Here is a 21331-nt window from a genome sequence, read left to right as displayed (position 1 = left end):
GGGCGGCCCGCGCTCCGAACGAAATATTACTCATGAGTACACCCAGTTCATTCCCACTGAGCAAGCGCTTTGAACTGTGACCTTCCCAACGCTCCGTAATCGACCGGAGCACCGGTCCGCCGGGAACTCTCAGTCGCGCAGAGCGTTGAAGCGACCCTGGTGGTACAGGAGCGGGCGGCCCTCGCCCACGGGGTCGCCGTCGACGACCTCCGCGAGCACCAGACGATGGTCGCCCGCGGGCACGCGCGCCACGATCCGGCAGACCAGCCACGCCAGCGCGCCGTCGAGCACGGGAACCCCCTCGGGCCCCTCGCGCCAGCGCGTGGGCGCGCCGAAGCGGTCGGCACCGCTGCGCGCGAAGGTGGCGGCCAGCTCCTGCTGGTGCTCGCCGAGTATGTGGACGCCGACATGCGCGGCCTCGGAGACCGCGGGCCAGCTGGAGGCGCCGGTGCCGATGCCGAACGAGATCATCGGCGGTTCGGCCGAGACGGAGGTGAGCGAGGTGGCGGTGAAGCCGACGGGGCGGGAGCCCTGCGCGGCGGTGATCACCGCGACCCCCGCGGCATGCCGTCGGAAGACCGAGCGCAGCAGATCGGGGGTGGTGAGCCGGGAAGTGCCGAGGGCGGTCGATGCCGTCATGGAATTGTCCTTCTGCCGGAGGTACGGACCAGGTCGTCGGTGCTCAGCAGTGCCGACAGCGCGCGCTGGCATGGCGGGCGAGGTCGACATGGACGCGCTCGTACAGAAGGAGGTCCCGAGGCATGGATGCAGGCTCGCGACAGATGGCACATGCAGTCAAGTGCATTCCGCGAGATGAAAGAAGGATCACTGCCGCACCACCGGGCCATACGCCGTGACCTGCGCGGGAACCACTCACACGGCCTCACCCAGAGCGGCGATGACATCGGCCTTGCGGGGCTGTCCGACGGCGCGCCGCACCACGCGGCCTTCCGCGTCGAGGACGAGCACGGTGGGGGTCTTCAGGACGCGCAGTTCGCGTACGAGTTCCAGGTGGTCCTCGGCGTCGATCTCCACATGGGAGACGCCCGGGACCATCGCGGCGACGTCCGCGAGGACTCTGCGAGTGGCACGGCAGGGCTGACAGAAGGCGCTGGAGAACTGCACGAGCGTGGCCCGCTCCCCCAGTGCTCCACCGATGTCCGTCGCGCCGAGCCGTCGCCCGGTGTCACGTCCTCGCACCTCTGCCTCCCGCCCCGACACCCTGGTCCCGTTCGCCGCGCCCATTCGCTCCCCCGTACAGCGCTCACACGTCCGCAAAGATTCCGACGTGACGAGAATCTCCCGGATCCGCGGCACCAAGGGTGGCCAGCCGTCCGTTGATGGGGCACGATCTGCGCAACGCCGAAAACCTACGGCTGCGTAACTTTCCCGCCGGGAGCCCCCTCCCCAGGCAGAAACGAAGGGCCCTCCCCACCCATGGCAGAGCTTGTCTACCGTCCGGTCATCGGTGCCGCGAAAACCCTGTTCAAGGCATGGGACCTGAAGATCGACTGCAAGGGGTCGGAGAACATCCCACGCTCCGGCGGTGCGGTCCTCGTCAGCAACCACATCAGTTACCTCGACTTCATCTTCGACGGCCTCGCCGCCCTGCCGCAGAAGCGCCTGGTGCGCTTCATGGCGAAGGAGTCGGTGTTCCGCCACAAGATCTCCGGGCCGCTGATGCGCGGGATGAAGCACATCCCCGTCGACCGCAAGCAGGGCGAGGCGGCCTACGCCCACGCCCTGGACTCGCTGCGCTCCGGAGAGATCGTCGGCGTCTTCCCCGAGGCGACCATCTCGCAGTCCTTCACCCTCAAGACGTTCAAGTCGGGCGCCGCCCGCCTGGCCCAGGAGGCCGGGGTGCCGCTCATCCCGATGGCCCTGTGGGGCACGCAGCGGCTGTGGACCAAGGGACACCCCCGCAACTTCAAGCGCAGCCACCTGCCGATCACGATCCGCGTCGGCGAGCCGGTGGAGGCCCCCAAGGACCAGTACGCGGGCGCGATCACCCGGCGGCTGCGCGAGCGCTGCCAGGAGCTCCTGGAGGCCGCACAGCGCGCCTATCCCGTACGCCCCAAGGGTCCGGACGACACGTGGTGGATGCCGGCGCACCTCGGCGGCACGGCGCCGACCCCCGCCGAGGTGAAGGCCGCCGAGGCGGGCTGAGCTCCGGCCCGCTCGTCTACTCCGGTGCGCGGAGCGCGATCCGCGCCCCGGGGCTGAACTTCTCCAGGAGCTCGGCGAGTTCGGCGCCCGCCGCCTCGAGACCGGCGTCCGGCCCCATGCCCTCAAGCAGGAAGATCGCGTTCGCCGACTCCTCGGTGAGGCGGGTGCGCGGGCCCTGGCGCCAGTTCCAGCGGCGGCAGGTGACACCCTCGTCGTCGCACCACACGACCTCGCCGGCGTCCGGGTGCTCGACGACCGTCTCCCCCGCGGCCGCGGTGACGAAGTCCTCGTCGCCCGTGGCCCGCACCAGACGCATGCCGCCCTTGATCAGGTCCAGGTCCTCGCCGCCGACCGGGATCAGATGGGCCACGCTGATCGCGTTGTAGAGGTCGACGAGAGCGTTGATGCGCGGCAGCCCGCCGTCCGCGAGGGCCCGCTTGGCGAGCGCCTCGGCGGAGTTGCGGGTGCGCGAGGGCTTCGCGCCGAACGCCGTGTACGCGGCGCGCCAGGCGACCATGTGCGGGTCCTCGTGCGGGGCGCGCCCGTCCAGGCGTACGGCCACACGGCGCGCCGCTTCGTCGAGGAGAGCCGAAGTGGCGTCGGTACTGGGCCCGTTGAGGAGTCCGTACGCCTCGACGGCGACGTGGGTGAAACCGGGCACGAGGGTGCGCACCTCGTCGGAGACGGTGAGCGTGAGTGGCGTGTGTGGCACGTGTGGCTCGTATGTCATCGGGTTGCCTTGCTGCGTCGGGGCGGGGCTGGTCCGGCGGGAGGGGTCAGAGCGCGTCGGGAAGGTTCTCCCACAGGTACGGCCTGTCCGGGGCCTCCTTCATGACGCGCAGGACCGCCGGATGCGGTGCAGCATAGAGTACTGGAAAGTCCATCTCGTTGGACTTGGCGTCGGGCACCCAGGCCAGCCGCTCCCCCGCCAGCGAGAACTGCGCGTCGACGCCGGGCTTGTTCCCCCGGCAGTCCTGCCGATGCCAACTCCCGTGAAAACGTACGGCGATGAGCCCGTGCACACAGTGCCCGCTCCCCGCGTCATGGGTCAGCCGCTGATAGGCGAGCGCGGTCGGGATGTCCTCGGCCCGCAGCAGCGCGGCCAGCGCGTGGGCCTTGGCGTGACAGATGCCGGTGCCCTGCGCCAGGACGTCGGAGGCACGCCAGGTGACGCGCATGTCGCCGCTGTCGGCGGAGTGCGGGATGGTGTCGCGTACGAATTCATACGCGGTCTGTGCGTATACGTATGAGTCCGCGGCCTTCTCCGCGAGACGCGCGGCAGTCTCGCGTACAAGCGGGTGGTGATGGTCGATGACCTCGTCGGCGGCCAAGTAGGCGGACAGGTCAGGGGTTTCCTGGATCAGCTGCATGCCACGGGAGCATAGGAATACGGCCGACCGCGAGTCAATGACTTTACGATCGGCCGCATACTTATGCAGATTTATGGCTGAGCCGCTACGGAGACGGGCGTCAGCGCGCCATCTCCTCCTTGAGCGCCGCCAGGAACCCGTCGACATCCTCTTCGCGCGTGTCGAACGCGCACATCCAGCGGACGTCGCCCGCCGCCTCGTCCCAGAAGTAGAAGCGGTAGCGCTTCTGCAGGCGCTCGCTCACGTCGTGCGGCAGCCGCGCGAAGACCGCGTTGGCCTGGACGGGGTAGAGGATCTCCACGCCGTGCACGGAGCGGACGCCCTCGGCCAGGCGCTGCGCCATCTCGTTGGCGTGCCGGGCGTTGCGCAGCCACAGGTCCTTGGCGAGCAGGGCTTCCAACTGCACCGACACGAAACGCATCTTGGAGGCGAGCTGCATGGACATCTTGCGCAGGTGCTTCATGTGGCGCACCGCGTCCTGGTTGATGACCACGACGGCCTCGCCGAACAGCGCGCCGTTCTTGGTGCCGCCCAGCGACAGGATGTCCACGCCGACCGCGTTGGTGAACGTCCGCATGGGGACGTCCAGCGCGGCCGCGGCGTTGGCTATCCGCGAGCCGTCCAGGTGCACCTTCATGCCGAGCTGGTGCGCGTGGTCGCAGATCGCGCGGATCTCGTCGGGCGTGTAGAGCGTGCCCAGTTCGGTGTTCTGCGCGATCGAGACGACCTGCGGCATCGCGCGGTGCTCGTCGTCCCAGCCGAACGCCTGCTTGTCGATCAGCTCGGGGGTGAGCTTGCCGTCGGGCGTGGGCACCGTGAGCAGCTTGATGCCGGCCATGCGCTCGGGGGCGCCGCCCTCGTCCACGTTGATGTGCGCGGACTCGGCGCAGATCACCGCGCCCCAGCGATCGGTGACCGCCTGCAGCGCGACGACGTTGGCGCCCGTGCCGTTGAACACCGGGAACGCCTCGGCGGTGGCGCCGAAGTGCCCCCGGATCACCTGCTGGAGGTGATCGGTGTAGTCGTCTTCTCCGTACGCGATCTGGTGGCCGCCGTTGGCGAGGGCCAGGGCGGCCATCACCTCCGGGTGCGCGCCCGCGTAGTTGTCGCTCGCGAAGCCGCGGACGTCGGGGTCGTGATGACGCCGGGCATCGGTCTTCGGAGGGTTCACGGCTTCTCGGTCAGCCACAGGCGGTTTCCGTTCACTTCCCCGGCGGGCCGCTCCCAGACGCCCGCGATGGCCTCGGCCAGTTCCTTGACGTCCGTGAAGCCCGCGAACTTCGCGTTGGGCCGCTCCGCGCGCATCGCGTCGTGCACCAACGCCTTGACCACCAGGATGGCAGCCGCCGCGCGCGGGCCGTCCTCGCCCCCCGCCTTGCGGAAGGCGTCCGCGAGGGCGAGCGTCCAGGCCTCGGCCGCCGCCTTGGAGGCCGCGTACGCGGCGTTGCCCGCGGTCGGCTTGGACGCGCCCGCCGCGCTGATCAGCAGATAGCGGCCGCGGTCGCTGCGCCGCAGACCGTCCTCGAAGGCGAGGGAGGTGTGCTGCACGGTGCGGATCAGGAGCTTCTCGAGAAGGTCCCAGTCGGCGAGGTCCGTCTCGGCGAAGCTGGAACTGCCGCGCCAGCCGCCGACGAGGTGGACCAGGCCGTCGATCCGCCCGAACTCCTTCTCCGTGCGCGTCGCCCACTCGCGGGCCGCGTCCAGGTCCAGGAGGTCGACCGTGTCACCGACGACGGTGGCACCGCCGTGCGCGTACCGCGCGGCGTCCACCGCCTCCGCGAGGCGCGCCGCGTCGGCGTCCGATGCCACGACGGTGGCTCCCGCCTCGGCCAGCCTCAGCAGGGTGGCCCGACCGGCCGGTCCTGCCGCGCCTGCCACCGCGATGACGGCTCCATCGAGTGCGGACATGGTCCTCGCCTCCTCCTGGCGGCCGCTCACGCGGCGACCTTCTCGGCGTTCGTGGAAGCGGTGATCCCCTTGGTGGAGGCGATCACGTTCTTCAGCTTCTTGGAGAGCGCCTCATAGAACATGCTGAGCGGAAACTCGTCGGGAAGCACCTCGTCGACGAGTTTGCGCGGCGGCAGCGAGGTGTCCAGGGCCTCCGGGCCCTTGGCCCAGCGCGACCCGGGGTGCGGGGCGAGATAGCGGGAGACCAGGTCGTACGCGGCGAACCAGTGGACCAGCTTCGGGCGGTCGATGCCGGCCCGGTAGAGGTCCTCGATCTCGCCGCACAGCTGGTTGGTGATCTGCGGCGCACGCTCCCAGTCGATCCTGAGCTGGTTGTCCGTCCAGCGGACCACGTCGTGCTTGTGGAGGTAGGCGAAGAGGAGCTGGCCGCCGAGCCCGTCGTAGTTCTTGACGCGGTCGCCGGTGACCGGGAAGCGGAACATCCGGTCGAAGAGGACGGCGTACTGCACGTCGCGTGCCTGCGGGACGCCCTCGGCCTCCAGCTTCACGGCCTCCTTGAAGGCGGTGAGGTCGCAGCGCAGCTCCTCGAGGCCGTACATCCAGAACGGCTGGCGCTGCTTGATCATGAACGGGTCGAAGGGCAGGTCTCCGTGGCTGTGGGTGCGGTCGTGGACCATGTCCCACAGCACGAACGCCTGCTGGCAGCGGTCCTGGTCGCCGACCATCGCCCGGATGTCGTCCGGCAGTTCGAGCCCGAGGAGGTCCACGGCGGCCTCGGTGACGCGGCGGAATCGGGCCGCCTCCCGGTCGCAGAAGATGCCGCCCCAGGAGAAGCGCTCGGGGGCCTCGCGCACGGCGATCGTCTCGGGGAAGAGGACGGCCGAGTTCGTGTCGTACCCGGCGGTGAAGTCCTCGAAGGTGATGCCGCAGAACAGCGGGTTGTCGTAGCGCGTGCGCTCCAGCTCGGCCAGCCAGTCGGGCCAGACCATGCGCAGCACGACCGCCTCGAGATTGCGGTCGGGGTTGCCGTTCTGCGTGTACATCGGGAAGACGACCAGGTGCTGCAGGCCGTCCTCACGGTGCGCCGCGGGCTGGAAGGCGAGCAGCGAGTCCAGGAAGTCCGGCACCTCGAAACCGCCCTCGACCCAGCGGCGCAGGTCCGCGACGAGCGCCTGGTGGTACGCGGCGTCGTGCGGCAGGAGCGGGGCGAGCTGCTCGACCGCGGAGATCACGCGGTCCACGGTGAGCTCGGCGACGGCCTTCGCCGGGGCGCCGTCGGCCGCGAAGTCGATGGAGCCGTCCGCGGACTGCCAGGGCCTGATCTCTTCCACGGCATCCTTGAGCACCGGCCACGCCGGGTGGTCCACCACCCGCTCACCAGCGGAAGGAACCGCACCCTCCGTACCCGACTGCACAAGAATTTCCGTCATAACCCATCCTCCACGGGAGAACCTCGCGTAAGGACACCGTATGCATGCGAGGTTCTCCGCGACAAGAGGGACCTCGGGAAATTATCCTGCGCCACCCCCTGCTCCACCGCTGTTTTTCCTGCCCACTGCCGCCGAGGCGACGGCTTCTGCCACATTTGCCACGGCCTCCCCCGCGTCGGGAAGCAGGTCGGGGAAGCCGAGGAAGCCGTGGAACATCTCCGGGTAGTGGGCCAGGACGACCTCCACTCCCGCGGCCCTCAGCCGCTCCGCGTAGGCCAGCCCCTCGTCGCACAGGGGATCGCAGCCCGCGGTGACGACGTGCGCGGGCGGCAGCCCGGCGAGGTCGGCGGCACGCAGCGGCGAGGCGAGGGGGTGCGCCCCGTCGCCGTCGGGGCCGAGGTACTGCTGCCAGAACCAGCGCATGTGCGCGGCGGTCAGGAAGTAGCCCTCGGCGTTCTCCCGGTAGGAGGCCGTGTCCTGGGCGGCATCCAGCACGGGATAGATCAGCACCTGCAGCGCGACAGCGGGCCCTCGCAGGTCCCTCGCCCTGAGGGCCACGGCGGTGGCGAGCCCGCCGCCGCTGCTGTCCCCCGCGGTGACGAGCACACCGGGGTCGCCGCCGAGTTCGGCGCACTCCCCGGCCGCCCAGCACAGCGCCGCGTACGCGTCGTCGACGGCCGCGGGGAAGCGGTGCTCGGGGGCCAGGCGGTACGCGACGGAGACCACGGCGGCACCGGCCCCCGCACACAGGCCGCGGGCCGTGGCGTCGTGGGAGTCGAGGCCGCACAGGGTGTAGCCGCCGCCGTGGAAGAAGACGACGGTCGGGCGCGGGTCCGGGAAGGCGTCCGGATCCGGCAGATAGATGCGTACGGGGAGGTCGGGGGCGCCGACGGGGCCCGGAACGGCGCGGTCCACGACGGAGCCGACGGCGAGGGCTCGCTCGGGCGGCTTCTTCGCGCGGGCCCCGGCGTCAAGGATCCGCCGGGCCTCGGCGGCGTCGGTGACGGCCCCGCCGACGTCGGGGAAGGCCGCGGCCAGGGCGTCGACGAGGGGGCGGGCGGCGGGGGCGAGGCGGTCCGGGGGCGCCGGAGGGCGCCCACCTGCCGGGGACGGAAGTTCCGGGTCCATCAGACGGCTCCCGCCTCCTGGGCGCGGAAGTACGGAATGACCTTCTCGCCCCACTGCCGCAGGGTCTCCATGCAGGCCTCCTGCGGGACGGTGCCCATCTGGACGAGGCACATGATCTCGTCGGCCCCCGCGTCACGCAGGCGCTCCACATAGGCGATGGCGTCGTCCGCGGTGCCGTACGCGTGATCGGCGTTGAACGTCGCGGTGGATGTGGGGCGTACCGGAATGTTGTGCTCGTGCAGGTGCGCGACGACCTGCTCGGCGGCCTTGCGCATCTCGGCGGCCTCGTCGCTGCCCTCGACGACCGCCTCGTCGGGGATTCCGGCACCGCCGTACCAGTGCCCGATGGACTGCGCGAAGAACCGCTGCCCGCGGATGCCGACGCGCCGTGCCGTCTCGCGGTCGTCGAGCACGATCGTCGGACAGAGCACGGAGAAGTGGTCGTTGACGACGCTCGACACGAAGCGCGCGTCGGTGCGGGCCGCGATCGCCGCGTCGTACGCCGTGCGCATCCGAGCGATCGACTCGGGTCCCGCGAAGCCCATCACCAGGGCGCCGATGCCGAGTTCGGCCGCCTGGGTCAGCGTCTCGGTCCTGCTGCACGCGAGGAACAGCGGCGGGTGCGGGGTCTGCTCGGGGCGGGGCAGGATCGGGTGCGGATCGATGTCGAGGAGTTCGCCGTGGTGCTCCAACTCCTCCTTCTCCCAGGCCTTTCCGATGATCCGGAGGGCCTCCTCGACCTCCTGGGTCGTACGTTCCCTGTCCACTCCGCACAGCGACGTCTCCTGTGCCGTGCCACCGCGGCCCGCACCCAGGTCGAGCCGGCCGCCGGAGAGCAGGTCCAGCATGGCGGCGCGCTCGGCGACCCGCGCGGGGTGGTTGAAGTTGAACGGCATGCAGACGACGCCGTGCCCGACCCTGATCCTGCTGGTGCGCGCGGCGACCCAGGTCAGGAAGATTTCCGGTGCGCTCATGTGCGCGTACCACTTGAGGGAGTGGTGCTCGACCGCCCAAATGCGGTCGAACCCCATCTCTTCCGCGAAAACCGCCTGTTCGACGCTGTCGCGGATGACCTGGTGCTCGCGCTCGACGGTCGGGTCGGCGAGCTGCGCTTCGAAGATGACGGAGAACTTCACGTGCCCTCCAGGGAGTTGTGCCGTACGGCATGGCCCTTGTTTCGATCAGTCATATGACTAGTCGTCAGGTCGTGAAGCCGCAAGGGATGCGCGGGGAAACTTCGACGGGAACGCCGAGGGGGAACTTCGTGGGGCGGGAGGGCGTTGGCAGGGGGACGCGCGGACCACGCGCGGCACAGGTAACGGGTAGCCGAGGTGGCACGGATGGCGATGTGGGACCGGATCAAGGACCAGGCCAAGGGTCTGCAGCAGTCGCAGGGGGCACGCGGCTCCGGCGGTCACGGCCTCCCGGGGTCGAGGTCGGGGTCGGGGTCGGGTTCCGGCGGCGGCTCGAAAGCGCAGCTCGTGGGCCTGCTCAAGACCCAGCTCACCTCCCTCAAGACGGAGCTCAAGAGCGGCGCCTACCGTGACGCCACCATGGCCATGTGCGCCCTGGTCGCGGCCGCCGACGGGTCGGTCGACCCGGCCGAGCGCCAGCACGTGGAGTCGCTCATCCTGCAGAACGACGTCCTGCAGAACTTCCCGCCGGACCAGCTGCGGCAGCGGTTCAACAAGCACGTCGACCAGCTGACGTTCAACTTCCAGCAGGGCAAGACCGAGGCCATGCAGGAGATCGCCAAGGCCGCCAAGAAGCCGACGGAGGCCAAGGCCGTCGTGCAGACCGGCTTCGTCGTCGCGGGCGCGGACGGGTACATCGCCCCGGCCGAGGAGCAGGTCCTGCGCGAGGTGTGCCAGGCGCTCGGCGTCTCCCCGCAGGAGTTCGGCCTCTGATCAGGGCATATCCGATCTGAAGTTCGGCCTCCGTCCGGGCGGCGGGGGCCGGACCCGCGATCAGGTGCCGGCGGCGGACTCCGCGGCGGCCGGAGCGCCGATGCCCAGCAGGGCGAGGAAGGCGGAGGCCGCGGGCGACGGGGCGAAGCGGCTCCAGACGAGACGCTCTTCCCGCACCGGCCCGTCGGTGACCGGTACGGTCCGCAGGCCGTGCAGTTCGGCGGCGAACGCCGCGGGCAGCAGGGCGATGCCCAGTCCATGGCGGACCAGCCGGGACATGAGCTCGACGCCGGACACCTCGAAGGCGACCTCGCGCCGCAGGCCCGCCGCCGCGAACGCCTCGTCCGACTGGGCGCGGGCGGCACTGCCGTCGGCGAAGTCCACGAAGACCTCGTCGGCGAGGAGGCGGATGTCCACCTCCCGCTCCGCGGCCAGCGGGTGGCCCGGGGCGACCACGGCGACGTGCCGCCCCTGGGCGAGCTCCTGGTCCCGGACGCCCTGCGCCCGGAATCCGGGCGGTACGCCGATGAGGGCCGCGTCAAGCCCGCCGTCGCGCACCTGCTCGACGAGCCGCTCGCTCGAACCGGCCCGCAGGCTGATCCGCACCTGGGGGTAGCGCAGGCGGTAGCCCCCCAGCACCCCGGGGAGATCGACCGCCGTCACGGTGGGGATCGCGCCGACGACCAGCTTGCCCCGTATCTCACCGGCGGCCGCCGCCACCTCTGCCCGTGCCCGTTCGGCCGCCTCCAGGGCCTGACGGGCGGCCGGCAGGAACGCCTCCCCCGCGGCGGTCAACCGCACCCGGCGGCTGGTCCGCTCGAACAGCCGGGCGCCCAACTCCTTCTCCAGACGGGCCACTTGATGACTGAGTGCGGACTGGACGACATGGCATCGCGCGGCGGCGCGGGTGAAGCTCGCGGTGTCCGCCACGGCGAGGACGTAGCGCATCTGCTGGAGATCCATCGATGCATCGTGATGCATGATCAATGAGATGACAAACATGTGTTGGACCGATGGATGGCCGCCGCGCGATGCTGAGATCCACGGCGCTCCGACGCCGCCGTCCCGAGTCCCAGGAGACAGACAGCCATGCGTGTCATCGCCTTCGATCACCTCGTTCTGAACGTCGCCGACATCGAGCGTTCGCTGGACTTCTACACCGGTCCGCTGGGCCTCGAACCGGTGCGCGTGGAGGAGTGGAGGGCCGGCAAGGTGCCCTTCCCGTCCGTGCGCGTGAGCGCCGACACCATCATCGACCTCGTCTCGCCGTCCGGCGGCGAGCCGCGGGGTTCGAACGTCGACCACATCTGCCTGGTGGTCGAGCCGCTCGACTGGCAGGAGGTCATCGACTCCGGCGTCTTCACGGTGGTGGACGGCCCCGGCGAGCGCTTCGGCGCCCGGGGCACCGCGATCTCGGTCTATGTGCGGGACCCGGACGAGAACACCGTGGAACTGCGCTGGTACCCGCAGGACGCCTGAGGGGCCTTGCGCTCAGCGGCGAAGGCCCGCTTCCAGTCGGCTTGCGAACGCGCCGAGGCGGGTGCGGGCCGAAGGGCCGGCCGGGAACCTGCGCACCACCGCGCGGACGGCCGGTGACGCGCGCTCGATGGCCCACCGGATCTCCTCGTCCCCGATGCCGGGGTCGCCGCCCGACGCGAGTTCACGGGCCTGCGCCAGGTACATCGCGGGTCCGAAGACGTGCTTCGTCTGGTGAGGGGTGGCCAGTGCGTGCATGTAGGGGGCTCCCGCGGCGGAGCCCGCGGCGCGTGCGGCAGCCGCGGCGGCCGGGTCGCCGACCTCTCGCGCGGCGGCGTAGGCCGCCCAGGCCAGCGTGCGCAGTTGCTTCGTCCGCGGCCCTCCGCGCCCGAAGGCACGGGCACCCTCGATCGCTTCGTAGGGGCGGGTGTCCAGGAGAGCCTTCGCCTCGAACAGGGGCAGCGCGCGCTCGGCGCAGTCGACGGCGTAGAGGGTCACATGGCGGCGGTCTTCTTCACTCAGCAGCTCTTCACTCAGCAGCTCTTCGCCCTGCAGCTCTTCAACCAGCGGTTCTTCGCTCATATGCCGCGATCGTATCTTTGAAATGACGGTTGAGGCTTTGCTGTGCCCCAATGGCTGTTTTCAGCAAGTTGGGAACCAAAGCTTCAAACCGCTGGTCACTGCCCTGACCTCAGCCGTCGCTGCTCGCCCACAGCGAGCGCACGTGGCCCAGGTGCTTGGCCATGCACTTCTCCGCGGCCTTGGCCTCGCCCGCGAGCATCAGGTCGAGGAGTTCGATGTGCTCCTGCGCCGACGGGAGCAACTCACCACGCTCGTCGAGGGCGGTGAGGCCGTAGAGGCGGGAGCGCTTGCGCAGGTCGCCGACGGTCTCGACGAGGCGGTCGTTGCCCGAGAGGGCGAGCAGGGAGAGGTGGAAGCGCCGGTCGGCCTCCAGGTAGGCGATGAGGTCGTGCTCGCGGGCGGCGCGGACGATCTCCTCCGCGACCGGACGCAGGGCCTCCAAGTCCTCGCGGGCGGCGTTCTTCGTGATCCGGCCGATCATGGGGACTTCGATCAGGGCGCGGATCTCCGTGTACTGGTCGAGGTCGCGTTCGTTGACCTCGGTGACCCGGAACCCCTTGTTGCGTACGGGTTCGACAAGGCCCTCCCGTGCCAGGTCCAGCATCGCCTCGCGCACCGGCGTCGCCGAGATGCCGAAGTCCTCCGCCAGGGCGGGTGCCGAGTACACGCCGCCGGGGCGCAGTTCGCCGGAGATCAGGGCGGCGCGCAGGGCGTGGGACACCTGGTCGCGCAGCCGCTCCCGGGTGGCGTTGAGGTCGCGGTGCTTCAGGTGCCCCATGCGGTGGTGGTCCCTTCGATCTGGTCTGGACCGCCACCGTACAATGTCACGTTGCTCAATGATCAGGGGGGCGAGTGATCGGAAGGGCAAGTGATCAGGTGGGTGACAGGGTGTAGGTCCTGCTGGAGGTGTAGAACTCCAGCGCCGCCCGCCCCTGTTCGCGCTGCCCGATGCTGGACTCCTTCGTTCCGCCGAACGGCAGGTGGAAGTCGACTCCGGTGGACGGCGCGTTGATCCGCACCATTCCGGTGTCGAGCCGGTCAAGGCCCTCCAGGGCCGTGTTCAGGTCGGCGGTGTGGACGGAGGTGACCAGGCCGTACGGCACGGAGTTGGTGATCCGCACCGCGTGGGCCAGGTCGTCGGCGGGCAGCAGGACGGCGAGGGGGCCGAAGACCTCTTCGCGCAGCAGCGGGTGGCCCGGCGGGACCTTCTCCACCAGAGTCGGGGTCGCGTACCAGCCCGGCTGGTCGGGCACGGTGCCTCCGGCCAGCACGGACAGGCCGTGCCGGGTGTCGACGGTCCTGTCCCGGGCGCGCTCGTCGATGAGGGGACCGCACACGGTCGCCGCGTCGGCCGGGTCGCCCACCGGTACGGCCCGCAGCGCGTCGGCCAGGGCCGTGCGCAGCGGGTCGAGCGCCGCGCCGACGGCGATGACGCGGCTCGTGGCCGTGCACTTCTGGCCCGCGTATCCCGCGACAGCCGCGGCGATGTGCGCGGCGGCCCGCTCGATGTCGGCGTCCGGGAGAACGATCGCCGCGTTCAGGCCGCCCATCTCCGCCTGGACCGGAACACCGCGGGCCATCGCGGTACGAGCGACGGCGCTGCCGACGACGGTCGAACCGGTGAAGGAGACCACGTCGGCGGCGGAGACGAGCGCGTTGCCCTCCGTCGCGCCGCCCGGCACGACCGTGAACACCCCTGCGGGCAGCGCCTGTCGGACGATCTCGGCCAGGCGAAGACCGCACGCCGTGGCCTCGGGTGCGGGCTTGAGGACGACCGTGTTGCCCGCCGCGAGCGCCGGGGCCGCCTTCCAACTCGGAATGGCGAAGGGGAAGTTCCACGGAGTGATCAGCCCTGCCACGCCGTGCGGACGACGCCGGGAGAGCAGAAGGCCGGGACCCGCCGCGGCCTCGTGGACCGCGCCGACGGGCTCGTAGGGAGCCTGCGCGTAGTAGCGCCAGATCGCGACGGCGCGCGCCACCTCGGCCCGCGCCTCGGCGAGTGGCTTGCCGACTTCGCGTACGGCGAGCGCGGCCAACTCCTCCCGGGCGGCGTGGAGTCCGTCGGCGACCGCGCCGAGGGCGGCCGAGCGGGCCGCGGCCCCGCCGGACAGCCACTCCGGCTGGGCGGCATGGGCCCGCTCCACGGCGCCGACGGTCTCGAAGGCGCCGGGTGCCGGGGTCCGCAGGAGCACGTCGTCGGGGTCGGCCGGGTTGTGCGAGGTGATGAGGGGGCCGGCGGCGGTCACAGGAGAAAACCTCCGGGGAAGGGGTCGTCCGGGTCGAGGAAGTACTGGGCGGTGCCGGTGATCCAGGCGCGCCCGGTGACGGTCGGCACGACGGCGGGCAGGCCTGCCACGGTGGTCTCCTCGACCAGGCGGCCCGTGAACCGGGTACCGATGAAGGACTCGTTGACGAAGTCGCGGCCGAGGGGCAGCTGCCCGCGCGCGTGCAGCTGCGCCATGCGGGCCGAGGTGCCGGTGCCGCACGGGGAGCGGTCGAACCAGCCGGGGTGAATGGCCATCGCGTGCCGCGAGTGTGTGGCGTCGGAGCCGGGGGCGGCCAGGTAGACGTGTTTGACGCCTGCGACCTCCGGGCGCTCGGGATGCACGGGCCGCTCGGGCGAAGCGTTGATGGCGTCCATGATCGCGAGCCCCGCGGCAAGGAGTTCCTCCTTGTGCGCCCGGTCGAACGGCAGCCCCAGTGCATCGAGTTCGACGAAGGCGTAGAAGTTGCCGCCGAAGGTGAGGTCGTAGGTGACCGTGCCGTACCCGGGCACGGATATCTTGCTGTCGAGGGCGACGCCGAAGGCCGGCACGTTGGTCAGCGTGACCGCCGTGGCCGCGCCGTCCGACACCTGGACCTCGACGCTCACGAGCCCCGCGGGGGTGTCGAGCCGCACGGTGGTGACCGGCTCCGTCACGGGCACCATGCCCGTCTCGACCAGGACGGTGGCGACGCCGATGGTGCCGTGCCCGCACATCGGGAGCAGCCCGGAGACCTCGATGAACAGGACTCCGTAGTCGGCGTCCGGGCGGGTGGGCGGCTGGAGGATCGCGCCGCTCATCGCGGCGTGACCGCGCGGCTCGTACATCAGGAGCGTCCGGAGGTGGTCCATGTGCTCGATGAAGTGCAGCCGCCGCTCGGCCATGGTGGCGCCGGGGACGACGCCCACGCCACCGGTGATCACACGCGTGGGCATGCCCTCGGTGTGGGAGTCGACGGCATGGAAGACATGTCGCGTACGCACGGGCTTCCTCTCGTTCGGTGGACGGTGCGGTCAGGCGACCGGATGGCGGTCAGCGGTGGCCTTCGGCGACGACCTTCTCGGTGGCGGCGCGCACGCCCGCGTCGATCTCGCCGACGAGCGGGAAGCGCGGCGGACGGGTGGGGCCGCCGCGGCGTCCGACGAGGTCCATGGACAGCTTGATGGACTGGACGAACTCGGTCTTGGAGTCCCAACGCAGCAGCGGATGCAGGGACTTGTAGAGCGGCAGGGCCGTGGCCATGTCGCCGGAGACGGCCGCGTGGTAGAGCTCCGCGCAGCTGGCGGGGAACGCGTTGGGGTAGCCGGCGATCCAGCCGACGGCACCGGCCAGGGCGAGTTCGAGCAGGACGTCGTCGGCTCCGATCAACAGGTCGAGCTCCGGGGCGAGTTCGGCCAGCTCGTACGCCCTGCGGACGTCGCCGGAGAACTCCTTCACGGCGACGACGTCACCCTCGCGGTGCAGCTCGGCGAGCAGCTCGGGCGTGAGGTCGACCTTGGTGTCGATGGGGTTGTTGTACGCGACGACCGGCACCCCCACGCGGGCGACCTCGGCGTAGTGGGCGCGGACGGCCGACGCGTCGGCGCGGTAGGCGTTCGGGGGCAGCAGGAGCACCGAGCCGCAGCCCGCTTCGGCGGCCTGCTCGGCCCAGCGCGCGGCCTCGCCGCTGCCGTAGGCGGAGACGCCGGGCATGACCCGCGCGCCGTCGCCCGCGGCCTCGACGGCGGTCCGTACGACGCGGGCCCGTTCCTCGTCGGTGAGGGTCTGGTACTCGCCGAGCGAGCCGTTGGGCACGACGCCGTCGCAGCCGTTGTCGAGCAGCCAGCGAACGTGTTCGGCGTAGGCGTCGTGGTCGACGGACAGGTCGTCGCGCAGGGGCAGGACGGTGGCGACCATGATGCCGCGCCAAGGGCGGGCGCTGCTCCAGGTGTTCGCGGTGTTCGCGGTGTTCGCGGTGTTGGCGGTGTTGGCGGTGTTGGCGGTCATGTCAGGGCGACCTCTCTCTCGAGAATGTGACATTTCACTTATGTGGTGAGGGTGCTGTCGGAGCCATCAGGGGCGTCGGGGTCGTCAAGGACATCGGGGCCGTCAGAGACATCACGACCGTCGAGCGCCGCCAGCGCGGCGAGCGGCACAGGGGTGGCGAACGGGCGGCGTTCCAGCGAGGGTTGACCGGCCTCGCCGCGCGACGCGAGACAGGCCACCGCCGCGCCGCACATCCGGCCCTGGCACCAGCCCATACCGGCCCGGGTGAGCAGCTTGACGCTGCGGGCGTCGCGTGCGCCGAGGTCCTCGACGGCCTCCCGGACCCGCCCTGCGGTGACCTCCTCGCAGCGGCACACGTCGGTGTCGTCCGTGAGCCAGCGTGTCCATCCGGGGCCGGGCGCGTGGGCGGCGGTCATGGCATCGGCGAAGGCACGCATCCGCCGCCTGCGGCCCGCGAGTTCCCGCATCCGGCCGTGTCGTACGGTCCGGCCGAGGATCCGCGAGGCGACGGCGAGTGCCGCCAACTCCCCCTCCACCCTTGCCAGTTCGACGCCGCCCACTCCCCCGGTCTCGCCCGCCGCCCACATGCCGCGCACCGAGGTCTCCTGCAGGCCGCTCAGGGCCAGGGCCCTCGTGCCGTCGGGCAGGGCGCGCGTGGCACAGCCGAGCGCGGTCGCCAGGTCGATCTGCGGGACGAGGCCGTGCCCGACGGCGAGCGCGTCGCACTCGATGCGGCGCCCCGACCCCCGTACGGGGCGCCAGTCCCGGTCCAGGCGGGTGACCGTGACGGCCTCCACGCGGTCGGCGCCGTGCACCTCTGTGACCGCGCTGCGCTGCCGCACGGGCACCCGGTTCCGCAGCAGCGCGGCGCCGTGGACGAGGGCCTCGACCGCCTTGTGCGGGTTGGCGGCGAGAGTCCGCGGGTGCCGCCCGTACCGCAGATAGCCGGACGCCTCCACGACCGCCGGGACCTGCGCACCCGCCGCGCACAGCGAGGAGGCGACCGCCAGGAGGAGGGGGCCACTGCCCGCCACGACGATGCGGCGGCCCGGCAGCACCAGGCCGGACTTGAGCATGGCCTGGACTCCTCCGGCGCCTACGACGCCGGGCAATGTCCAGCCGGGGAAGGGGAGTTGACGTTCGTAGGCGCCGGTGGCGAGCAGTACCGTGCGGGCGCGCACGAGGGCGGGGCGTTCGCCGCCGCCGTCGGGGCCCGTGAGGGCGTGCACCGCCCAGATACCGGCCCCCGCCTCGGATTCCGTGTCCACCGCATCCCGCGTCAGACTCCAGACGTGATGTGCGGGAAGGTGTCTCACCTCGCTCCGTGCGAGACGTCGGCGCAGGGCGGCGTACGCGGACCAGTCGTGGTGCAGCGCTTCGGGCCTGGTCGCGCCGCTCGCCGGTGCGGGGTGCCGGTAGAACTGACCGCCGGTGTGGGTCGTGGTGTCCAACAGGGCTACGGACAGGCCGAGTTCGGCGGCCGTGACGGCTCCGGCGAGCCCGGCAGGGCCCGCGCCGATGACCGCGAGGTCGTACGGCTCGGCGGCCCCGTGACCGTGCGGTTCAGACGGCGAGTCCGGCACGGCCGTGTCCTTCCTGCGTGGTGACGGCGTCCCCCGGCCGGGCCGGGACGAGGCAGGCCCTGCGGTTGGGTTCGCCGTTGATCGTGGCGAGGCAGTCGAAGCAGTGCCCGATCCCGCAGAACGCGCCGCGCGGGCGCCCGCCGTCGCGCGTGGTGCGCCAGGCCAGGATTCCGGCTCCCCACAGCGCGGCGGCGACGGTCTGGCCGGGCAGGGCGGTCACGGTGCGGCCGTCGAAGGTGATGGGGAACGGCGGACCGGGCTGAGCGCCGACCAGGTCGGCGGGGGTGCGGGCCATGGGCGGGCCCCTCTCCTGTCGTGACGGGTGGACTCAGGCGGGTGAACTCAGGCGGGTGGGCTCAGGCGGGTGGACTCAGGCGGGTGCGCTCAGGCGGGTGCGCTCAAGGGGGAACGGACCCATGGGATCGGGGGAACGGACTCAGGGGGCGGGCTCGGAAACCTCGGCCGAGGGGAAGCGTTCGGGTCTGAACGGCCCCATGTCGAGGGGTGGTTCACCACCGGTCAGGGCGCGGGCGACGGCCAGCCCGGTGGCGGGAGCGAGCCCGATGCCCGCGCCCTCGTGGCCGCAGGCGTGCAGGAGGCCGGGGACGCGCGGATCGGGGCCGATGGCGGGCAGGTGGTCGGGCAGATAGGGCCGGAATCCGGCGTACGTACGCATCACCCGCACCCCGGCGAGCACCGGGAACAGGGCGGCGGCCTGGGCTGCCAGGCGCCGCAGCACCTCGGTCGAGAGCGTGCGGTCGAAGCCGACCCGCTCCCGGCTCGCGCCGATGAGGACCGGCCCCGCGGGGGTGCCCTCCACCACGGCCGAACTCTGCAGCGCGGCGGACCCGCTGGCCACGTCGGCCACGTAGTCGGCGGCGTACACCTTGCGGCGCACCACGCGCGGCAGCGGTTCGGTGACCAGGACGAAGCCCCGCCGCGGCCGCACGGGGAGCTCCACCCCGGCGAATCGGGCGACCTCGCCGCCCCAGGTACCGGCCGCGTTGACGACGTACGGGGCGTGGTGTTCGCCGGTGGCCGTCCGCACGCCGCGGATCTCGCCGGAGGCCCCGGTCAGCAGTCCCGTGACCTCCTCGCCGACGCGGAGGCGGATGCGGTCACCCCCCGCGCGCAGCAGGTGCGCCGCGGCGAGCGCGGGCATGACCTGCGCGTCCTGGGGATAGTGGAAGCCACCCGCGAGCCCGTCGGCGAGGTGGGGCTCCAGGTCGTGCAGTCGATCGGCCGGGATCTCGTCCGCCGTGACGCCCGCCTTGCGCTGCCCGTCCGCGAACTCCCGCAGCGCGCCGAACCCGGCCTGGTCCGAGGCGACGACCAGGCCTCCTTTGGGTTCGTACTCGATGTCCGGCGGAAGCTCGTCGGCAAGGTCCTGCCACAACCGGGCGGACACCAGGGCCAGTTCGAGCTCGGGGCCCGGTTCCTTGTCGGAGAGCAGGAGGTTGCCCTCGCCCGCTCCCGTCGTGCCGCCCGCCACGGGGCCGCGGTCGAGCACGGTGACGCGGAGGCCGGACCGGGCGGCGTAATGGGCGCAGGCCGCACCCGTCACGCCCGCCCCGATGACGATGACGTCCGCGGAGTTCCTTGTCAGCACGCCAGTAATATTTCACATGGCACTCGTGCTGCCAAGAGCCCGCGATCAACGGCCTCCGCGAAGGCGCCACCGGTTACGCGAAGGTGCCACCGTCGGCGAAGACCCGCTCGGCGAAGCGTTCGCCGATGCGGCGGTGCGCCGCCGCGTCCGGGTGGAGCTGGTCGGGCAGCGGGAGTTCGACGGAGTCCGCCGCGCCGTAGAGGTCACGGCCGTCGAGGTAGTGCAGGTTCGGGTCGTCGGCCGACCGCTGCTCCACGATCCTCGCCAGCTCGGCCCGGATGACGTTCAACGTGAGCTTCCCGCCCGCCGGTTCCGCCGGGTCGCCCATGGCCTTGAACAGCAGCCGCCCCTCGCTGACGTTGCTGAAGTCCGGGGCGCTCGGCCCGGGAGTGTCCTCGTGGATGGGGCACAGGATCGGCGAGACGACGAGGAGCGGGGCGGTGGGGTGCCCCTCACGGACGGTGTCGAGGAATCCGTGCACCGCCGGGCCGAAGGCACGCAGCCGCATCAGGTCGGCATTGACCAGATTGATGCCGATCTTGACGCTGATCAAGTCCGCAGGGGTGTCCCGCAACGTACGGGCGGTGAACGGGTCGAGCAGGGCACTGCCGCCGAAGCCGAGGTTGATCAGCTCCACACCACCGAGCGAGGCGGCGAGCGCGGGCCACGTGGTGGTGGGGCCCGCGGCGTCGGAGCCGTGGCTGATCGAACTGCCGTGGTGCAGCCACACCTTGCGGCCCGGGTCCGGCGCGGGTTCGACGGGGGCGTCGGTGCGCAGGGCGACGAGTTCGGTGGTCTCGTTGTGCGGCAGCCAGAGCTCGACGTCCTTCATGCCGCCGGGCAGATCGGCGAAGCGCAGCGTGCCGGGCTGCCCGGCGGTGTGCTCGACGGTCCCCTTGGACATGTCGACGGTCAGGGTGTTGCCGCCCGTGGCGCTCGCCCGGCCGACCACGCGGCCGTCGACGAGCAGCTCGTACACGCCGTCGGGGCGGGGCGGGGCGCCCACGTAGGAGCGCTTGGTGGGCAACGTGTCCAGCTCGACCGCGGTGGCGCCGGTACGGAAGGCCAGCCGTACGCCGGACGGTTGGGCCTCGGCCATGGCCAGCTGAGGGTCGGTGTTCTGGGCGCGGGCCCGCGCGGGCAGCCGGTGCGGGAGTACGCCGTGTTCGGTGTGCTCCACGTCGAGGGCGCCGCGCAGGAGGTCGGCGGTTATGGGTGTATTGATCCAGTGGTGCTCGGTGTGCATTGCCTCAACCTGTTGATCTCAGTGTGTGAACTAGTCGGCCTTCTCGGGCCAGTTCCTCAGCAGCGCGTCCAACGCGTCGATGACGCGCGTCCAGGTCTCCTGCGAGTCCGGGGCGCTGTGGCTGAAACCGCCGCCCAGCTCCAGGCTGACGTAGCCGTGGAAGACGCTGCCGAGGAGGCGGACCGCGTGCGTCTGGTCCGGCTCGGTCAGGTCGTAGCCCCTCAGGATCGCCCGCGTCATCTCCGCGTGCCTGCCGCCCGCGCTGGCGGCGGCCGCCTCCGGGGTGAGCCGCATCTGGGTCGCGGCGTACCGGCCGGGGTGCTCCCCGGCGTAGTCGCGATAGACGTTCGCGAGGGCGGCCAGGGCGTCCTTGCCGGCCCGCCCCGCGAGCGCGGCGGCGCCCCGGTCGGCGAGTTCCGCGAGGCCCAGCAGGGCGATACCGGTCTTGAGGTCCTGGGAGTTCTTGACGTGCGAGTACAGGCTCGCGACCTTCACGTCGAACTGCCGGGCGAGCGCCGAAACGGTCACCTGGTCGAAGCCGACCTCGTCGGCCAGCTCGGCCCCTGCCCTGACCAGTCGTTCCGCGGTCAGCCCTACACGCGCCATGACGTTCCCCTCTCTCGGCATCACCGATTATGCATTTACCTAAAACCTTTAGGCAAATCGGTATGCGCTT

Annotated in this window: 23 protein-coding genes; 3 read left to right on the top strand and 20 right to left on the bottom strand. The window is 71.4% G+C overall.

Annotation, left to right across the window (positions count from 1 at the left end):
* Positions 1 to 129: 129 nt before the first annotated feature.
* Both AB0B50_RS25710 and AB0B50_RS25705 read right to left on the bottom strand, forming a co-directional pair.
* Positions 130 to 639 (bottom strand): flavin reductase family protein, encoded by a 510-nt coding sequence (locus tag AB0B50_RS25710; protein WP_362336367.1) that lies wholly within the window; start codon positions 637 to 639, stop codon positions 130 to 132.
* Between the two features lie 234 nt (positions 640 to 873).
* Positions 874 to 1245: a thioredoxin family protein gene (locus tag AB0B50_RS25705; protein WP_362336364.1), complete on the bottom strand. Its 372-nt coding sequence runs from the start codon at positions 1243 to 1245 to the stop codon at positions 874 to 876.
* Between the two features lie 192 nt (positions 1246 to 1437).
* On the opposite strand from AB0B50_RS25705, the gene AB0B50_RS25700 reads away from it, so the two are divergent.
* Complete coding sequence (locus AB0B50_RS25700; protein ID WP_362336361.1) at positions 1438 to 2166, top strand: lysophospholipid acyltransferase family protein; 729 nt, start codon at positions 1438 to 1440, stop codon at positions 2164 to 2166.
* 16 nt (positions 2167 to 2182) lie between these two features.
* On the opposite strand, the gene AB0B50_RS25695 is transcribed toward AB0B50_RS25700, so the two are convergent.
* The 7 genes from AB0B50_RS25695 to AB0B50_RS25665 all read right to left on the bottom strand — a co-directional run bounded on the left by AB0B50_RS25695 (position 2183) and on the right by AB0B50_RS25665 (position 9138).
* The gene (locus tag AB0B50_RS25695; protein ID WP_362336358.1) at positions 2183 to 2878 is read right to left on the bottom strand and encodes a phenylalanine--tRNA ligase beta subunit-related protein; all 696 of its coding nucleotides are present in this window, start codon (positions 2876 to 2878) and stop codon (positions 2183 to 2185) included.
* 64 nt (positions 2879 to 2942) lie between these two features.
* Complete coding sequence (locus tag AB0B50_RS25690) at positions 2943 to 3536, bottom strand: transglutaminase domain-containing protein (protein WP_362336355.1); 594 nt, start codon at positions 3534 to 3536, stop codon at positions 2943 to 2945.
* A 100-nt stretch (positions 3537 to 3636) separates the two neighbouring features.
* Positions 3637 to 4707, bottom strand: coding sequence for a low specificity L-threonine aldolase (locus tag AB0B50_RS25685; RefSeq protein WP_362336352.1), 1071 nt, complete (start codon positions 4705 to 4707; stop codon positions 3637 to 3639).
* The gene (locus AB0B50_RS25680; RefSeq protein ID WP_362336349.1) at positions 4704 to 5444 is read right to left on the bottom strand and encodes an SDR family oxidoreductase; all 741 of its coding nucleotides are present in this window, start codon (positions 5442 to 5444) and stop codon (positions 4704 to 4706) included. The genes AB0B50_RS25685 and AB0B50_RS25680 overlap by 4 nt, the downstream gene beginning before the upstream one ends.
* Before the next feature lie 26 nt (positions 5445 to 5470).
* On the bottom strand, positions 5471 to 6874 hold the full coding sequence (locus AB0B50_RS25675; RefSeq protein WP_362336346.1) for a DUF6421 family protein: 1404 nt from the start codon (positions 6872 to 6874) through the stop codon (positions 5471 to 5473).
* An 81-nt stretch (positions 6875 to 6955) separates the two neighbouring features.
* Complete coding sequence (locus AB0B50_RS25670; protein ID WP_362336343.1) at positions 6956 to 8002, bottom strand: alpha/beta hydrolase; 1047 nt, start codon at positions 8000 to 8002, stop codon at positions 6956 to 6958.
* Positions 8002 to 9138 (bottom strand): LLM class flavin-dependent oxidoreductase, encoded by a 1137-nt coding sequence (locus AB0B50_RS25665; protein ID WP_362336340.1) that lies wholly within the window; start codon positions 9136 to 9138, stop codon positions 8002 to 8004. Before AB0B50_RS25665 ends, AB0B50_RS25670 begins: the two co-directional genes overlap by 1 nt.
* Positions 9139 to 9342: 204 nt before the next feature.
* On the opposite strand from AB0B50_RS25665, the gene AB0B50_RS25660 reads away from it, so the two are divergent.
* Positions 9343 to 9909, top strand: coding sequence for a TerB family tellurite resistance protein (locus AB0B50_RS25660; RefSeq protein ID WP_362336337.1), 567 nt, complete (start codon positions 9343 to 9345; stop codon positions 9907 to 9909).
* 60 nt (positions 9910 to 9969) lie between these two features.
* On the opposite strand, the gene AB0B50_RS25655 is transcribed toward AB0B50_RS25660, so the two are convergent.
* The gene (locus AB0B50_RS25655; RefSeq protein ID WP_362336335.1) at positions 9970 to 10872 is read right to left on the bottom strand and encodes a LysR family transcriptional regulator; all 903 of its coding nucleotides are present in this window, start codon (positions 10870 to 10872) and stop codon (positions 9970 to 9972) included.
* 126 nt (positions 10873 to 10998) lie between these two features.
* Between AB0B50_RS25655 and AB0B50_RS25650 the strand changes: the two genes are divergently transcribed.
* Positions 10999 to 11388, top strand: a complete 390-nt coding sequence (locus tag AB0B50_RS25650; protein WP_362336333.1) for a VOC family protein — start codon at positions 10999 to 11001, stop codon at positions 11386 to 11388.
* Positions 11389 to 11400: 12 nt separating this feature from the next.
* Here the strand turns inward: AB0B50_RS25650 and AB0B50_RS25645 are convergent, their stop codons facing one another.
* The 10 genes from AB0B50_RS25645 to AB0B50_RS25600 form a co-directional block, all read right to left on the bottom strand.
* The gene (locus tag AB0B50_RS25645) at positions 11401 to 11967 is read right to left on the bottom strand and encodes a putative immunity protein (protein ID WP_362336330.1); all 567 of its coding nucleotides are present in this window, start codon (positions 11965 to 11967) and stop codon (positions 11401 to 11403) included.
* Positions 11968 to 12076: 109 nt separating this feature from the next.
* Positions 12077 to 12745, bottom strand: a complete 669-nt coding sequence (locus tag AB0B50_RS25640; RefSeq protein WP_362336327.1) for a GntR family transcriptional regulator — start codon at positions 12743 to 12745, stop codon at positions 12077 to 12079.
* Between the two features lie 94 nt (positions 12746 to 12839).
* Positions 12840 to 14213 (bottom strand): aldehyde dehydrogenase family protein, encoded by a 1374-nt coding sequence (locus tag AB0B50_RS25635; RefSeq protein WP_362336324.1) that lies wholly within the window; start codon positions 14211 to 14213, stop codon positions 12840 to 12842.
* The gene (locus AB0B50_RS25630) at positions 14210 to 15214 is read right to left on the bottom strand and encodes a proline racemase family protein (protein ID WP_362336321.1); all 1005 of its coding nucleotides are present in this window, start codon (positions 15212 to 15214) and stop codon (positions 14210 to 14212) included. The genes AB0B50_RS25635 and AB0B50_RS25630 overlap by 4 nt, the downstream gene beginning before the upstream one ends.
* Positions 15215 to 15263: 49 nt before the next feature.
* Positions 15264 to 16217 (bottom strand): dihydrodipicolinate synthase family protein, encoded by a 954-nt coding sequence (locus tag AB0B50_RS25625; RefSeq protein WP_362336319.1) that lies wholly within the window; start codon positions 16215 to 16217, stop codon positions 15264 to 15266.
* Between the two features lie 38 nt (positions 16218 to 16255).
* A complete protein-coding gene (locus tag AB0B50_RS25620) occupies positions 16256 to 17800 on the bottom strand; it encodes an NAD(P)/FAD-dependent oxidoreductase (RefSeq protein ID WP_362336316.1) in 1545 nt (514 codons plus the stop codon).
* On the bottom strand, positions 17781 to 18095 hold the full coding sequence (locus AB0B50_RS25615) for a (2Fe-2S)-binding protein (RefSeq protein WP_362336314.1): 315 nt from the start codon (positions 18093 to 18095) through the stop codon (positions 17781 to 17783). Before AB0B50_RS25615 ends, AB0B50_RS25620 begins: the two co-directional genes overlap by 20 nt.
* A gap of 141 nt (positions 18096 to 18236) precedes the next feature.
* The gene (locus AB0B50_RS25610; protein ID WP_362336311.1) at positions 18237 to 19409 is read right to left on the bottom strand and encodes an FAD-binding oxidoreductase; all 1173 of its coding nucleotides are present in this window, start codon (positions 19407 to 19409) and stop codon (positions 18237 to 18239) included.
* 73 nt (positions 19410 to 19482) lie between these two features.
* Complete coding sequence (locus AB0B50_RS25605) at positions 19483 to 20655, bottom strand: GDSL-type esterase/lipase family protein (RefSeq protein WP_362336308.1); 1173 nt, start codon at positions 20653 to 20655, stop codon at positions 19483 to 19485.
* A gap of 30 nt (positions 20656 to 20685) precedes the next feature.
* Entirely contained in the window at positions 20686 to 21261 is a 576-nt protein-coding gene (locus AB0B50_RS25600) for a WHG domain-containing protein (RefSeq protein ID WP_362336306.1), read from the bottom strand.
* Between the last annotated feature and the right edge of the window lie 70 nt (positions 21262 to 21331).

It is taken from the genome of Streptomyces sp. NPDC041068 (genome assembly GCF_040647455.1).
In the GTDB taxonomy this organism is placed as follows: Bacteria; Actinomycetota; Actinomycetes; order Streptomycetales; family Streptomycetaceae; genus Streptomyces.
The sequence above is the reverse complement of the archived record's forward strand: the minus strand, read 5'-3'. Positions and strand labels throughout refer to the sequence as shown.

Coding starts and splice junctions, on each gene's coding strand:
- AB0B50_RS25625 (WP_362336319.1), bottom strand. CDS start 16,217: ATGACCGCCAACACCGCCAACACCGCCAACACCGCGAACACCGCGAAC.
- AB0B50_RS25650 (WP_362336333.1), top strand. CDS start 10,999: ATGCGTGTCATCGCCTTCGATCACCTCGTTCTGAACGTCGCCGACATC.
- AB0B50_RS25655 (WP_362336335.1), bottom strand. CDS start 10,872: ATGGATCTCCAGCAGATGCGCTACGTCCTCGCCGTGGCGGACACCGCG.
- AB0B50_RS25680 (WP_362336349.1), bottom strand. CDS start 5,444: ATGTCCGCACTCGATGGAGCCGTCATCGCGGTGGCAGGCGCGGCAGGA.
- AB0B50_RS25675 (WP_362336346.1), bottom strand. CDS start 6,874: ATGACGGAAATTCTTGTGCAGTCGGGTACGGAGGGTGCGGTTCCTTCC.
- AB0B50_RS25670 (WP_362336343.1), bottom strand. CDS start 8,002: ATGGACCCGGAACTTCCGTCCCCGGCAGGTGGGCGCCCTCCGGCGCCC.
- AB0B50_RS25600 (WP_362336306.1), bottom strand. CDS start 21,261: ATGGCGCGTGTAGGGCTGACCGCGGAACGACTGGTCAGGGCAGGGGCC.
- AB0B50_RS25615 (WP_362336314.1), bottom strand. CDS start 18,095: ATGGCCCGCACCCCCGCCGACCTGGTCGGCGCTCAGCCCGGTCCGCCG.
- AB0B50_RS25645 (WP_362336330.1), bottom strand. CDS start 11,967: ATGAGCGAAGAACCGCTGGTTGAAGAGCTGCAGGGCGAAGAGCTGCTG.
- AB0B50_RS25700 (WP_362336361.1), top strand. CDS start 1,438: ATGGCAGAGCTTGTCTACCGTCCGGTCATCGGTGCCGCGAAAACCCTG.
- AB0B50_RS25710 (WP_362336367.1), bottom strand. CDS start 639: ATGACGGCATCGACCGCCCTCGGCACTTCCCGGCTCACCACCCCCGAT.
- AB0B50_RS25705 (WP_362336364.1), bottom strand. CDS start 1,245: ATGGGCGCGGCGAACGGGACCAGGGTGTCGGGGCGGGAGGCAGAGGTG.
- AB0B50_RS25640 (WP_362336327.1), bottom strand. CDS start 12,745: ATGGGGCACCTGAAGCACCGCGACCTCAACGCCACCCGGGAGCGGCTG.
- AB0B50_RS25605 (WP_362336308.1), bottom strand. CDS start 20,655: ATGCACACCGAGCACCACTGGATCAATACACCCATAACCGCCGACCTC.
- AB0B50_RS25690 (WP_362336355.1), bottom strand. CDS start 3,536: ATGCAGCTGATCCAGGAAACCCCTGACCTGTCCGCCTACTTGGCCGCC.
- AB0B50_RS25660 (WP_362336337.1), top strand. CDS start 9,343: ATGGCGATGTGGGACCGGATCAAGGACCAGGCCAAGGGTCTGCAGCAG.